We start from the raw sequence: 14,030 nt of genomic DNA on the forward strand, positions 1-14,030 counted from the left end.
ACATCTCGGCGGACACGACATTGCCAACGCCATACCGCAACCAGCCAGGTGCAAAGAGCAGCGCCGTCCAGACCACGCCGCGCACCGGCTGGCGGACCTGCGCAATTTCGCGCGCACGAGTCCAACTGTCGCGGCGGAGACCTGCGCAGCAGGTCAGCCGGCGGTGCGGCGGGCGAAGTCGGGGGCGTGCTCGGGCAGGACGCCGCGGGCTACCAGGAATGGTGGGATGCTGCGCACCACGGGGATTCGGCGCAGCACGCGAACCGGCAGCGGGGCTTGCGGGGCGTTGGCGATATTGATGCCGCCCTGGAGCGCCGGGCGGAGCACCCGTGCGTGCAGAACCCGCTGCATGCCTTGGGTTACCACGGTCGGCAGGGTGCGGCGGCGCTGCACCTTGGCCAGGTCGCGGGTGCTGACGGATTTCGAGAGCAGCGGCGCGGCAAGGATTCTCGCGGCCGCGACGGCGTCCTGGACGGCCAGGTTGATGCCGACGCCACCGACCGGGGACATGGCGTGCGCGGCATCGCCGATGAACAGCAGTCCCCCGGTGTACCAGGTGGTCAGCCGGTCGAGCTGGACGTCGAGCAGCTTCACCTCGTCCCAGCTGGTGAGCGCGTCGACCCGGTCCTTCAACCAGGGCACCGCGTCGGCCATGGTGCGCATGATCTCCTCGACCGGCCCGCGTCGCGCCACCGCGTCGGTGCCCTTGGCGATAAGGGTGGCGCACTGCCAGTAGTCGCCGCGGTCGAGCAGGACCGCGGCACGATGCGCGGTGACGATCGGTACCGCGCCCGCGGGGTCGATCTCGGTGCGCGGCAAGCGGAACCACCACACGTCCATCGGGGTCGGCCAATTCCGCGACGCCAGGCCCGCAGCAACGCGGAGCACCGAACCGCGCCCGTCACAGGCGACAGTGAGGTCGGCGCGGATCTCCCCGGTAGCGCCGTCGGTGGTCCGATAACCGACGCCGGCGACCTTGCCGTCCGACCAGATCAGTTCGGTCGCTTCGGTATTCATTCGCAGCCGGAAACTCGGCTCCTGTTGGGCGGCGCGCGCCAGCAGGTCGAGCAGGTCCCACTGCGGCACCATGGCGATGTACTTGTGCTTGCCGGGCAGATCCCGCAGCGAGGCGAAGGTCTGCAATCCGGAGGCGGTGGCCAGCTGTATCTGTTCCAGTTTGCGCGACGGCAGTTTCGCGAACTCCGCACCGAGCCCGAGCTCGTCGAGCAGGTCGAGGGTGGTGGGATGCACGGTGTCGCCGCGGAAGTCACGCAGGAAGTCCTTGTGCTTCTCCAGCACGGTCACCTCGACGCCGGCCCGCGCGAGCAGCAGTCCGAGGATCATCCCGGCCGGTCCCCCGCCGACCACCAGGCAGGTCGTGTGTTCCATCGACTGTCCCTCCTCGGTCGGTGCCGCAAGGTATCGCCTGTGCTGGAAATGCTACTGCCTGTGGCTGCGCGCCGGGCCGAGATGCGCTGTCGCGGATCGAAACTCAGTCGTCCCGGTTCAGGAGGTGGACTCCTGCCGCAGGATGAAGAAGTACGGCTCGGCCAACCCGCGCATATCCATCACACCGAGCAGCGTGTGCGCGTCGACCCGCCGGAAGTGATCGATGATCGGCAGGTGGTCGTAGATCATCGCCGCACTGAGCACGCCGCGATACTCCACATCACGCAAACGCGCTGTCGGCCGGTGCGTTTGGAAGGCGAACCGTAGGTAGCCGAGCATTTTCTTCCCGGCCCGCACGCCCGCCATCGGCACGCGTCCCGCGAGACCGAGCGGCACCCGCCGCGGATCCACCGGAAACACCACGCCGTCGGCGGCGAACAGCAGCGGATGCACGGTATCCGCGTCGTCGAACTGCTTGCCGTACCACCCCGACGCGACCAGCACACCGGCGAACGGATGCCCGGTATCCAGCTCGTCGCCCTGCCAGCGTCCGGTGGTGATCTCGGCGACCGGCACCGCGGGCAGGCTGTCGAAGAACGCCGAGGCCTGCTCGGGGGTACAGCGACGAGCGCGGAGTGCCGCCAGTTCGGCCGCTGCCGTTGCGTTCGTGTCGGCCATGTCCGATCTCCTCACTGTTGCGATGATGCAACATTAACTCTATCTCCGTGTCGGAGCCGATCGGTCATGCAGGGCGGAACAGGACTGGTCTGTCGGGTTTATCCGTTGTGCCGCTGGGCGAATCGCCGGGCATAGCGACTGGCAGACGTTTACTCTGAGGTCGTCTGTCGGGGCCCGCGGGGTGGAAAGAGAGCGCAGATGGGGCGTTTTTCAGCGCAGCTGCGAACCGATCTCGAGTGGATCAAATCCAATGCGGAAAGCGTGGTCGCGGTGGCGCTAGCCGTGACCATGAGCGTATTAGGCCTCGTCGACGTGATTCCCACCGATCTGGTCAGCAAGGTCATTCCGCTCACGCTCGGTGTGGTCGCCTATGCGATGCTGCGGGACCGGTGGCGCCAGGAATCGGTGAACGCGGAAATCCGGCAGACGATCACCGAGGTCGCAGGCACTTTGCGCGATCTGCATGAGCGGGTCGCCACCCTGACACCCGTCGAAGGCGTGCTCGAACGAACCCAGCGCACGCTCGACGACCTGGCCGCCGTGCGCTTCGCCGTCGGCACCGAGGTCTCGGAGGCCCTCGCCAAGGCGCGGCAAGGCACCGAACGCTGGACGTTCAAAGGCGGCACCGGCGCGCACACACGCGTGGTGACGCTGCCGGACTGCCTCAAACAGGCTCATCACGACGGCCGGGATTTCCACGCGCGCATCGAGATTCTCGATCCCACCGATCTCGATGTCTGCCAACGCTATGCGGCCCTGTATCGGACGCTGGCCGAAGGCGAGAACGACGACGCGCTCACCTGGACCGGCAAGGGCACCCAAATCGAGTTGTACGCAACGATTCTCGCGGTCTGCTGGTACAAACAGCGGCTGCGCCAATTCCTCGATATCGAGATCGCGCTCACCTCGAGCGTGTCGATGTTTCGCTGGGACATGTCCTCGCGCTATCTGATCGTCACCCAACGCGGACCGCGCTTTCCGGCGATGATCGTGCAACGCGGCCAGCCCTATTACGACTCATGGCGCACCGAGTTGCAGACCAGCTTCCACGAATGCCGCCGCGTGCCCATCGAACGGGCGCCGCGGGTACCGCTCGATCAGGAGCCGACGGTCGCGGAGGTACGGACGCTGTTCGCGGTTCTCGGCCTGGACATCCCCAACGATTACGACGACGCCGACGTCCAGGTGATCATCGAAAAGGCACTGCGCGACAGCAATCCGTTCCTGCGCGGCGCCGGGGACAATCTGGCGCGCGGCGTCGCCTGACTCAGAACGGCGCGTCCAGCGGTATCTGCCCGACCTCGGGCAGATACGGATCCAGCTCCCCGGATTCGAACCGCGCCATGCCGATCACATGCCAGAACTGACCCGCGGTATTGCCCTCGAACTTGTACCGCCCGTCGGGGGCGAGCGCCGCCCACCCCTCGGACAGTCCGAGCAGTTCCGCGCGAATGGTCGGCGCCGTCTCCGGATCCGGATAGTCGCCGCCGGGGACGGTCCACAGAATCGTGTTGCCGTCGTCGCCACCACTGGCCAGCAGCCGCCCGGACGGGTGGAAGGCCAGCGACCACACCTGCCGCTTGTGTCCCTCCATGGTGTGCAGGTGACGCCCGGTTGCCATGTCCCACAGGCGAACCACCAGATCTTCGCCGCCGGTGGCCAGGATGCCGCTCTGCGGGTCGACCGCCGCCGCCCACACGCGGCCGGTGTGCCGGGTGAGCTCGTGCAGGCAGGCCCCGGAGTCGGCGTCCCAGATGCGGACCGTCCTGTCCCAGGAAACGCTGGCCACGCGGTTACCGTGCAGGACGACCGCGTAGACCCGATCGCGGTGCCCGTGCAACTCGCGCAGCAGCCTGCCGGATTCGACATCCCACAGCCGCACCACCGCATCGTCGCAGCCGGTGGCCATGGTGGCGCCCTCGGCGTCGAAGGCGATGGACCGCACCCGCCCGTGGTGCTGTGAGCACACCATGTGCAGCGCGCCGGTGGTCCGGGACCAGATGATCACCGTGTCGTCGTCGTTCGCGGTGGCCACGTACTGATCGGTGGGATCGAAGGCGATCGCCCAGACCGGCGCGGCCTCGACATTGATGTGCCGCTGGAACAGACCGGTGTCGAGATTGAGCAGGCTCAACCGCCCGTCGTTGCCGACCACCGCGAGCTGCTGCGGCTGCACCGGACTGAACAGCGCCGTTTCGAAGGTGATCAGCCGGTCCTCGCTGCCGACCAGGCGCCGGATCTGCTTGGCCGTCACCGGATCCCACAGCCGCACCACGCCGTCGTTGCCGCCCGCCGCGAGCAGCGTGCCGTCCGCGTTGAACGTCACCGACCGGACCTGCCTGCCGTGCCCGGTGAGCACGTGCCTGGAGCCGCCCGTCACGGGATCCCAGAGCCGCGTGGTGAATTGGTCGTCGGTGACCGCGAGCTGCCCGCCGTCCGGCCGGAAGGCGAACGGCCAGATCGAGCCGGTGTGCGCGGTGATCCGGTGCCGCAGTTCGGCGGTCGCGCTGTCGCGCAGCGTGAGCAGACCCGCGCTGTCGCCGGCGGCCAGCAGGTCGCCGGTCGGATCGAAGACCACCCAGTAGATGGCCGCGTTGTGGTCGGACGGCGCGTGCCGCACCTGACCGGTCTCGACATCCCAGAGGCGCAGTCCACCATCGGTATCCCCGCTGGCCAGCAGCGGCAACCGGGGATGGAAGGCCAGCGTGTACACCCGTCCGGTGTGGCCGGGCAGCTCACGAACCAAGGTGCAGCGCACCGGATCCCAGAGGGCGACCAGGCCACGGACATCGCCGACCGCGAGCAGATCGCCCGCCGGGTTGAACGCGATCCGGAACACCGAACCCGGCGCGCCGACGAATGTGCCGCGCTCCCGGCCGGTTTCGGCGTCCCACAGCCGCACCACACCGTCGCGATACGCGGCGGCGACCACACCGTCGTGAAAAGCCAAGCTGTAGATCAATTCCCGGCTGCCGTCCGCGGGAACGCACTCGTGCCGCAGGTCACCGCCGGGCAACGACCACAGCCGCAGCATGCCCTCGGCATCGCCGGTGGCCAGCAGATCACCCGCACGGCTCAGCATGACCGGCCACGGCCATTGGCTGTGGCCGTGCAGGATTCGGCGCAGCTCGCCGGTCGTCACCTCCCAGAGCCCGACGGTGCCGTCGCTGGACCCGCTGATCAGCACGGTCTCGGTGTAGGCGACCGCGAACGAGCGATTGCGATGGCCCTGGAGCGTGCGCAGCGGCAGCCCGGTCTCGGAGTCGCAGATCAGCACGCCGCCGTCATCGCTGCCGATGGCCAGGGTGCCGCCGTCCGGGCTGTAGGCGACCGGCTGCGGCAACCGGCCGTGCCTGGCATGGAATCCGTGCCGGACACCGATCGACGCTGGGGCGAATTCGGTCCTGGCCTCCGAGCCGGGCACCAGGGCGGCGCCGCGCAGATCGGTGCCCGCCGGGGTGCCGACGACATCGAGCAGTGCCGCGCGGTTCCAGCGACTACCCGGCGCGCGCGACCCGGTCAGGTCCGCGCGGGCCAGCCGCGCCCTGGTCAAATCGGCGTCGGTGAGGTCTGCGCCGACCAGGCTCGCCTCGTCCAGGCGGGCACCGACCAGCCGGGCACCACGCAGGATCGCCCGGTCCAGATTCACCCCGACCAGCCGGGCGCCGGACAGATCCGCGCCGGTCAGATCGACCTGCTGCATGTCGCGATAGGACAGGTCCTCGCCGGCCAGCACCGCGCCGCGCAGGTCGGCGGTGGGCGCGGTGCGCAGCCGGGTGGTCAGCCGGATCGCGTTGGTGCGCGAGACCTCGTCGGCGGCCGGGTCGTCGAGCACGCCGTCGGCCCAGGTGCGCGCGAACCGGATATCGGCCAGGTCGCACAGGAAGTCGATGGACAGCTGGGACAGCGGCGCGTGCCCGAGCTGCGGCGGTGCGGCGACACCCGCGGCGAACTGTTCGGCGATGTGGTTGGCCACCAGCCATTCCGGCACCGACGAGTGGATGAAGCCGAACAGGTTGTCCTCGGTCCGCACCAGCAGGCTGCCGGACCCGATGGCGTGCGTGGACTGCTGCACCGACATCCGGTTGGCGCCGGTCATCTCCACCAAATGCTGTGCCACCTCGGTCAATTCGGCCAGCCGCAGGTACGGCTCGCCGGTCTCCCAGATGCGCAACGCGAATTCGGTGACGGCGAGCCACAATTCGTGCAGGCCGAGACCGGGCAGCGAACCCGCCGTCGCGGCGGTGCGATCGGCCTCGTAGGACAACCAGGATTCGAGGATCTCGCGATACAGCCCGGCCGCGCCGACGGTCTGCTGGGCGCCCGCCGCGGCCCGCAACCGCCGCTCGTCCAGATCGGCGATGAAGCTGAGCATGCGCGGGTTCTGGGCCAGGCCGAGCAGGTCTTGGATGCCGGTGATCAGCCGCATCCTGGCGTCGGCGCGCGGCACGTCGCCGCCGTAACGGTTGGTGAGGAAGGCATGTACCTGCGCGGGCGCGAACTCCTCGATGCTGAGGATCTGCCGGTCCTGGAGCAGCCCGACCCGCTCCCCAAGCGCCGTCAGCACCTGCGCGCGGGACTCGAAATGCTGAGTGCGGCTGGCCACAATGATCTTCGCCTTGCCGACGGCGGCTTGCAGCAGCGTCTCCAGATGGTCGGCGGCGAACTCGTAGCTGATCCGGGTGACGAGTTCGTCGAAGCCGTCGAACAGCAGCACCACCCGGCCCTCACGGAGCATGTAGCGCAACGCTTTCAGGTCGATCCGGTCCTCGCCGTGGTTGGCCAGATGCGCGGCGACCAACGCGTCCACCGAATGCGTTTTGTCGAGGGTGCGCAGGTCGATCAGGATCGGGATCAGCGCGGGCATCGTCTCGGTGATGCGGCGGGCCACCTCGTGCAGCGCGAAGGTCTTGCCGCGACCGAAATCGCCGAGCACCAGGACGAATCGGCCGTGATCGACGGCGACCAGGCGCAGCAGTTCGGCGACGAGATCGTCGTGCACCGGTTGTTCGCCGTGCTCCAGCAGCCGGAAACGTTGCGGCACATAGAGATCCGGCGGATAGCGGCGGTCGGTGCGCAACCGCTCCACCTGCTTGGCCAGGTATTCGTCCAGATCGAGCAGGCCCTGGAATTCGGTGAAGCTGCGCACCCGCAGGCCATGGCTGGCCGCTTCGTCGCGCAGCGAACGCGGCGGCGGCGCACCGCGATAGACGAGCTCGGAGCCGTATTCCGGGTCGTGGCCGAGAAATTCCTCGACCACCCGCCTGGTCATGTCGCCGACGTGCACGCCGACGCGCCACTGCGCGGTGACCTCGTCGCGCTGATGGGTGAGCAGCAGGTGCGGCGGGTCGGTCTCGACGCGGCGGATCTTGGCTTCCGGATACCGGGTTTCGCATACCTCGACCACCCGTTCCAGCAGCCGCCCGTGCGGGTCGAGCACGGCGGGGGCCTCCAGGGCGGCGGGCTCGGTGAGCTCGTCCGGACCGGTGAGCTCGGCCGGTGCGTCCGAGGCCAGTGCCGCAACGGCATTCGTCCACGGCTCGGCCAGGCGGGCGGTGGGTTCCGCGGGATCCTTTGCGGTCGCGGAGAAACGGGCGAGGCCCTCGTGGGTCAGCTGGATGATCTCATCGCGGCCTGCCGCGGCCCCGGGAATGACGGGCAGCCTGCCGTCCAGCCGATCCAGGTGCGGCCCACCGGGACCCGGGCCGTGCAGCAGGAGGTTCAGTCGGCCGCCGAGCAACCGCGACAGGGTGTCCGCGTCGCGCAGCAGCGCGGGATCGCGGGGCGAGGCGGCCGGGCCGGGCAGCGGGTCGTGCCGGACCACGCCGAGGCGGAGCCAGCCGCTCTCCTCGAACTGCCGCAGGCGCTCGGCGAACCAGGCCGCCTGCGGTTCGCCGATGCTCCCGTAGTCGTCGTCGGGCAGGTGCGTCGCCGCCATGGTCGAGTTCAAACCCGCGACCACCACCCGCAATTCGGGGATCGGGAACAGCGTCCACGGCTGGCCGACATCGAACACCAGATGGTCCAGGCCCTGGTACAACTCGGCGAACAACCGCGCGTACTGCTCGAGTTTCGGAAAGTACGGCGGCTGCGGTTTACGGTCGCGCGCTTCACAATTCAGGAAATAGGCGTGGCAGGCCACCTTGGAGACATCGTGATTACCCGGCACCACGATCAGCCGGTCCGGTTCGAGTCCGAGCAGCACGCGCAACCCGGTCAGGAAGGTGAGGGCCTCGTCGACCTCGCGCGGGCGGCCGGATTCGGTCACATCGCCGGTCACCACGATCAGGTCGGGTTTCGGCACGCCCTGACCAACCAGCTGGGTGACGTTCGCATAGATGCGCGACTGGAGTTCGCGGGCGGTGCTCGGCTCGTCGGACGCGAACAGGCCACGACCGAAGCGGGGACCCGCCACGTGCAGCACGCTGACTCCGGAACGGTGCTCGTCCCGGTGCTTGCCACCTGGAAAGGCCGGGGCCGCAACGGGAGTACGCCTGCTCATCGGGGACTCGACGGTACCGGCCGGGTCCTCCTCGCCGTAGCGGTCCGGTAGCGCGCCGACGCCCAGTTCGTTCGGGAACCGAGGTTCGATGTGCGGCTTCCCCCGGCCGGCGAGCAGGTGCCGCACCCGCTCCAGCAGGATGCGGCGGGCTTCCTCGTCGGTCGGCACACCCACCAGATCGATGTAGGTGATGGTGGCGAGCAGCCCCTCCAGCACGCAGTCGGCGACGCGGATCGGCAGCAGCTTGCCGGGGTCGGTGCGGAACGCGGCCTGCCATTCCATTGTCCCGTAACGCGATTGGAGGTAGTTCTCGGAGAGCACCGCGAGCACGACGGTCGAATCGCGCACGCCGCGGTCCATGAAGTCGATGAAGTTGGTGCCCGGCACGAAGTCCCAGGCCTGGATCAGGGTGCGATATCCGGCGCTCTCCAACTGCCAGGCCAGCCACGTCGCCCATCGCTCGTCCGCCGGGGAATAGCTGATGAAGAAGTCCCGTGCCCGCCCACCCTGCTGTGTCACGCACCCAGTATGGCCCAGGCCAATAGCATGGCAGTTGTGCCCGAACAGGTCGACTCCTCCGAACGGAACCCTCCGGTGAGCGCCGCGGCGGCGGCCGAACGCCTGCACTGGGGTTTGAGCGTGCTGGACTGGGTCCGGGTCGGGCTGCTGCTCGCCGGGCTGTTGTGCGTGCTCACCGGGCTGTTGCCGCGCGAAGAGGCCGCGGACAACATGCGCCGGATCGGGCCGCTGCTGCTGTTTCTCGGCAGCGTGATCGTGCTGGCCGAACTCACCCGGCAGGCCAAGGTGTTCGACGTGATCGCGCACCGGCTGGCCATTCTCGGGCGGGGCTACTATCCGGCACTGTTCGTGCTGTGCGTGCTGTTCGCCGCCGCCACCACGACGCTGTTGAACCTCGATACGACGGCCGTACTGATCACCCCGGTCATGCTCGCGCTGGCCGCGCCTGCCCGCATACCACCGCTCCCACTGGCGATGACCACCATCTGGCTCGCCAATACGGCCAGCCTGCTGCTGCCGGTCTCCAATCTGACCAATCTGCTCGCCGCCGACCGGGTCGCGCTGACGGCGACCGAGTTCGCCGCGAAAATGTGGGCGCCCCAGCTGGTTTCGCTGACGGCGACGATGCTGTGCCTCTGGGTGTGGTACTGGCGGCGTGGACGCCGCGACAACGACCGCTACCTGCCGCCCGCGCCGATCCGCCCGGTGAACGCGAAGGAACGGGTGCTGATGTACACCACGGCGGGTGCCTGCCTGCTGTTCATCGTCGCTATCCCGTTCGTCGGCCATCGCATCGGCATCGCCGCGACCATCGCCGCCGCCATCGCGGTACTCGCCTTCGCCGTCTTCGACCGCTCGTCGCTGCGCTGGGCGCTGTTCCCTTGGCGGCTACTGGTTTTCGTCGTCGGCCTGTTCCTGGTGGTGCCCACCCTCGGGCGCCTCGGCCTCTCCGATCTGATGCACACGTTGATCGGGTCGGACTCGGGCGCGGCCGGTGCCTTCCGCGCGGCGGGCGCGGGCGCGACGCTGTCGAACATCGCCAACAATCTGCCCGCCTACACCGCGGGCGAAGCGGTCGTACCGCCGGAGAACCACAACCAACTGCTGGCCTTGCTCATCGGCACCAACATCGGCCCGATCGTCACCCCCTGGGCCTCGCTGGCAACGCTGCTCTGCCTGGAATTCTGCCGCACCCACAACGTTCGAGTACCCATGCTGCGTTTCGTGCTGACCGGACTCGGGCTCGCCGTCGTCGGCACCACCGGCGCCGTCGCGGCCCTGCTCGTCTTCGGCTAGTCGGGTAAACCGGTGACGGTGACCGCTGCCGCGGACTTCACCAGCAGCGTCAGTTCGGGGATCATCTCGGCGCTGCCTGCGATGAAATCCACTTCGCCGACGGGTAATTCGAGGCGCTCGTCGAGGGTGATGCCGTGGAAGTCCGTGAGGTGCATGCCGGATTCGCGGGCGAGCAGGGCGCCGGCGGGGAGGTCGACCAGGCCCGCGCGGTAGCCGACGAAACCGTCGATGTCACCGTTGCTCAACATGACCCAGCACAGCAGCGGGGACCAGAGTTGGATCAGGCGGCGGGATGCCGACTCCAGGGTGAGGCGCAGAGCGCGGGCGGTCGGGTCGGCGCGGGTGACCGGGTAGCCCTGGAGCCACGCGAGCACCGGGGCGGCTGCGGGACGATGCGCTGGATGCCATAGCGGGCCGTTCGGGCCGAAGGCGCCGCGGCCGCGGACGGCGGTCCAGGTGTGGTCGGCGATCGGCTCGTGCACCACACCGAGGACCGGTGTTCCGTTGTGGCACAGCGCGATACCCACCGTGCAGACCGGTAGGCCGATGGTGATGTTGTTGGTGCCGTCCAGCGGGTCGACAACCCAGCACCAGGTGTCGTCGGTGCTGTCGAGGACGCCGGACTCTTCGGCGAGGATGCGATGGTCGGGGAAGACGCGCCGCAGATGGCCCAGGATGATCTGCTCCGCGCGCAGATCCAGGTCGGTGACCACGTCGCCGGTCGCGTCCTTGGTGTGCACGGTCAGCGCGCCGAGCAGCCCGGCCCGGATCGCGTGGCCCGCCTCGACCGCCGCCGTGACGGCCACCTCGGCCGCGACGTCGAGCAAGGTGTCCGGGAGTACCTGGTTCATTACGTCGCCCGCTCGCATCGGTTCTCCAGTTGCTTCGGTAGCGGCTGATCCCGCAGGTGGGCCAGCACGGTTTGCGCAGCGCGCCGGGTCTCGGTGGGCGTGCACAGCGTGCGGTGCACCCAGTGGTCGCTGGTGGCGATCGTACCGAGCGACAGGTCCGGCCGGTCCCGATTGTCCTCGCCGAGCACAACCGTCGCCGCCTCGCCGTGCACATCGGACACGTGGAACGCGCCGTTCGGCAGGGTGTATACCTCGCCCGAGTGGAAGTATTCGCGGGAGCGGGTCCGGTAGCTGACCAGCCGCGGTGTCGCCCGCACCAGGTCACCGTCGGCGGTGCTCTGGATCTCGAACAGTCGATGCGTGGGACGGGCCGGCACACTGTCTATCTCGATGATCTCGTTGCCGACGGTGCCGTACAGCACGGTGCTGAGCAGGTCCCAGCTGTGCGCGTGCACCTTGGAGGTGGTCGAGTCGTCGCGCACGCCCTCGGTCCAGACGTGCACGCAGATACCGAGACCGCCGCCGCGCCACGCGGGAAAACACAAGAACCCCAACGGGTGCCGGACCGCGGTCAGCTCCGAGCTACCGTCGATTACACCCGCGAGCACGTCGCGGGCCCAGCGACGCACCGCGGCGCCGGTGGCATCGGAACCGATCAACGTGCGGACGCGGGCATATTCGTTCACTAATACGGGTTCCTCGGCTGGAGCGCGCGGCGCACGATGTCGGCGACGTCGCGATCGGTGAAAGCGGCCGGGAGTTCCAGCGAGAGCAGCTGGAACAGGCTGCGGACCTGGTCGACGGTCGGCTCGTCGGACAGCGGCAGTTCCTCGCTACGGCTCAGCGCGACCTGCCGGGTCTGCTTGAAGCTGGCGACCAGTTCGCGGTTGAAATCACGGTAATACGGTTTGTCCCGCTCGAACATCAGCGCGGGCGTGTTCGGATTGTCCTGGGTGACGATCACGCAGCTGGACGACAGATCCCAGCGGAACGTCGTCATCACCGTCGACAAGCCGACGTCGATGGTCAAGAAGGTGAACCGCTGGCGGTACCAGCAGGCGGCCAGCACGGTGGCGAAGGCTTCCTTGCGGGTGCGTTCGGTGGTCCACGACTCGCCCGTGCGGTCGGCCTCGGGCGAAAGCGACGAACGGAACTGGGCGTAGGTCTTGCACAGCGCTTCGTTGGTCGGGTCGAGAATCTCCAATTGCACACGCAGCGGGCGTTGTTCGCGCCGGGCGTTCTCCACGCACTCGCGCAGCGTCACCGCGCGGATGTAGGTTCCGGTGCCGCCCTTGAAGATCCACTGCTCGGTGCCGCGCCGGGCGAGCGTGTGCGCGTGTCCGATCTCCGGACCGTAGAGCAGCTGCACCGAATTCGCGTCGCGCACAGCCTGAGCCGACAGGTGCCGATCGCGCAGCAGGGTGGTCGCCAGCAACGCGAGTACCAGGAGCACCGCCGCGTTGACGTTGTCCACGCTGATCACGTCGAGGACCGCGAGCAGGCCGACCACCACGGCGAGCACCAACGCGACCACACCGTCGACGTTGTTACGCAACCAGATCAGCAACCGCCCCATGCGGCCCTCCCCTCTATTCCCCCAGGATAGAGGCAGCCGTCGACCCGCCGCGAAAGAAAGCGGAAGTCGTGCGAGCCAACACTTGGCAGGCTCACGAGTGCGCAGGCACAAGGCTTTCCTGCCGGCGCAGCGTGGTCCAGCCCACATCCGGTCCCCTTGACCTCGAGTGCGGTTGAGGAAACAGGATGGGAACCGGTCGCCGAGCACTCGGCGGCAGCAGGCCCGGATGCTTCGGCATCCCGCTCCCGCCGGTCCCGTACACCCCCGGCGGGAGCGCAAGGGTCACGCGTCGGTCGGCGCGCAAAAAGCGACAGCCGCACGCTTTCCGATGTCCCGCATAGGGAATCGCACGCGATTCGGTATGCGCTCAGTCAGAAAATGTGCGGCTGGGCGTTAGTTGGGGGTGGTGGGTTCCCATTCGTGCACGGTCACTGTCGAGGAGCCGGTGGTGTGCACCGGATCGGCGAACGCGAGTTCCGTTGCGGCGTCGAGGTTTTCGGCGGTGATGAAGTACGCCCCACCGGTGCCGTCGGTGAAGCGCGCGCTCTCCACCAGTTGACCGCGCTCGCTCAGCTGCTTCAGGAAGAGCTTGTGCGGCTCGATCACGGCCGGGTCGAAGCGCGGCGTGCGCATCGCCAGGACCAGGTACTTCTTCACGCCTCGGCCTCGGGACGCGGCGCGCGGGTGGCGGCCGCCGCGGCACGCACCTGCGGCGCGACCAGCACGACCTGGCCGAGCACGCCGTTCACGAACGACGGAGAGTCGTCGGTGGACAGCTCCTTGGCCAGCTCGACCGCCTCGTCCACCGCGACGACCGGCGGAACATCGTTGGCGTGGAACAACTCCCACACCGCGATCCGCAGGATGGCGCGGTCGACGGCGGGCAGCCGGGACAGCTCCCAGTCCTTCAGGTAGGACTCGATGGTGCCGTCCACCCGATCGAGGTCGTCGGCGACGCCCTCGACCAGCGTGTGCGTGTAGGCGTGCACCGGCGCGACCGCCTGGTCGCGGGCGGCCAGCTCGACCCGCTCGTCGAGCAGGTCGGCCGGGTCGACGTCGCGCGCCTCTGCCTCGAAGAGCAGATCCACGGCCCGGCGGCGGGCTTTGTGCCGCGTGCCGAGCTTCTTGAACGACTTTTTGTCCAACGGCTGTTCAGCCACAGTCACCATTATCCCAGTCGCTGTATCCATGGCGGTCGGAGCGGGCCCTGCGTGGTTAC

General features: G+C 68.5%; 10 protein-coding genes. 2 read left to right on the forward strand and 8 right to left on the reverse strand.

All coding sequences use genetic code 11. The annotated features are described in order from the left end of the window. Positions 1–153 precede the first annotated feature (153 nt). A complete protein-coding gene (locus tag DMB37_RS07315) occupies positions 154–1,389 on the reverse strand; it encodes an FAD-dependent oxidoreductase (RefSeq protein ID WP_135232051.1) in 1,236 nt (411 codons plus the stop codon). A gap of 117 nt (positions 1,390–1,506) precedes the next feature. Beyond that, positions 1,507–2,067 carry a DUF4334 domain-containing protein gene (locus DMB37_RS07320; protein WP_135232052.1) on the reverse strand — a complete coding sequence of 187 codons (561 nt, stop codon included), beginning with the start codon at positions 2,065–2,067 and terminating at the stop codon, positions 1,507–1,509. A 198-nt stretch (positions 2,068–2,265) separates the two neighbouring features. Here DMB37_RS07320 and DMB37_RS07325 point away from each other — a divergent pair, with 198 nt between their 5' ends. After that, the gene (locus DMB37_RS07325) at positions 2,266–3,333 is read left to right on the forward strand and encodes a hypothetical protein (RefSeq protein WP_135232053.1); all 1,068 of its coding nucleotides are present in this window, start codon (positions 2,266–2,268) and stop codon (positions 3,331–3,333) included. A 1-nt stretch (position 3,334) separates the two neighbouring features. On the opposite strand, the gene DMB37_RS07330 is transcribed toward DMB37_RS07325, so the two are convergent. Further along, positions 3,335–9,088, reverse strand: a complete 5,754-nt coding sequence (locus DMB37_RS07330) for a TIR domain-containing protein (RefSeq protein WP_135232054.1) — start codon at positions 9,086–9,088, stop codon at positions 3,335–3,337. A 27-nt stretch (positions 9,089–9,115) separates the two neighbouring features. Between DMB37_RS07330 and DMB37_RS07335 the strand changes: the two genes are divergently transcribed. Then, positions 9,116–10,384, forward strand: a complete 1,269-nt coding sequence (locus DMB37_RS07335) for an SLC13 family permease (protein WP_135232055.1) — start codon at positions 9,116–9,118, stop codon at positions 10,382–10,384. Here DMB37_RS07335 and DMB37_RS07340 read toward each other — a convergent pair. The 5 genes from DMB37_RS07340 to nusB all read right to left on the reverse strand — a co-directional run bounded on the left by DMB37_RS07340 (position 10,381) and on the right by nusB (position 13,971). Continuing rightward, positions 10,381–11,235, reverse strand: a complete 855-nt coding sequence (locus tag DMB37_RS07340) for an inositol monophosphatase family protein (RefSeq protein WP_135232056.1) — start codon at positions 11,233–11,235, stop codon at positions 10,381–10,383. The genes DMB37_RS07335 and DMB37_RS07340 overlap by 4 nt on opposite strands. Next, positions 11,235–11,921, reverse strand: a complete 687-nt coding sequence (locus DMB37_RS07345) for a hypothetical protein (protein WP_135232057.1) — start codon at positions 11,919–11,921, stop codon at positions 11,235–11,237. The genes DMB37_RS07340 and DMB37_RS07345 overlap by 1 nt, the downstream gene beginning before the upstream one ends. Next, entirely contained in the window at positions 11,921–12,811 is an 891-nt protein-coding gene (locus tag DMB37_RS07350) for a hypothetical protein (protein WP_135232058.1), read from the reverse strand. The genes DMB37_RS07345 and DMB37_RS07350 overlap by 1 nt, the downstream gene beginning before the upstream one ends. 393 nt (positions 12,812–13,204) lie before the next feature. Further along, a complete protein-coding gene (locus DMB37_RS07355; RefSeq protein ID WP_135232059.1) occupies positions 13,205–13,468 on the reverse strand; it encodes a YciI family protein in 264 nt (87 codons plus the stop codon). Next, entirely contained in the window at positions 13,465–13,971 is a 507-nt protein-coding gene (gene nusB / locus DMB37_RS07360; protein ID WP_135232060.1) for a transcription antitermination factor NusB, read from the reverse strand. The genes DMB37_RS07355 and nusB overlap by 4 nt, the downstream gene beginning before the upstream one ends. Between the last annotated feature and the right edge of the window lie 59 nt (positions 13,972–14,030).

This window comes from Nocardia sp. CS682 (genome assembly GCF_004634405.1).
GTDB lineage: Bacteria > Actinomycetota > Actinomycetes > Mycobacteriales > Mycobacteriaceae > Nocardia > Nocardia ninae.

Bases quoted from the DNA above. Each gene is read 5' to 3' on its own strand.
- DMB37_RS07315 (WP_135232051.1), bottom strand. From the start codon at position 1,389: ATGGAACACACGACCTGCCTGGTGGTCGGCGGGGGACCGGCCGGGATG.
- DMB37_RS07325 (WP_135232053.1), top strand. From the start codon at position 2,266: ATGGGGCGTTTTTCAGCGCAGCTGCGAACCGATCTCGAGTGGATCAAA.
- DMB37_RS07340 (WP_135232056.1), bottom strand. From the start codon at position 11,235: ATGAACCAGGTACTCCCGGACACCTTGCTCGACGTCGCGGCCGAGGTG.
- DMB37_RS07320 (WP_135232052.1), bottom strand. From the start codon at position 2,067: ATGGCCGACACGAACGCAACGGCAGCGGCCGAACTGGCGGCACTCCGC.
- DMB37_RS07350 (WP_135232058.1), bottom strand. From the start codon at position 12,811: ATGGGGCGGTTGCTGATCTGGTTGCGTAACAACGTCGACGGTGTGGTC.
- DMB37_RS07335 (WP_135232055.1), top strand. From the start codon at position 9,116: ATGGCAGTTGTGCCCGAACAGGTCGACTCCTCCGAACGGAACCCTCCG.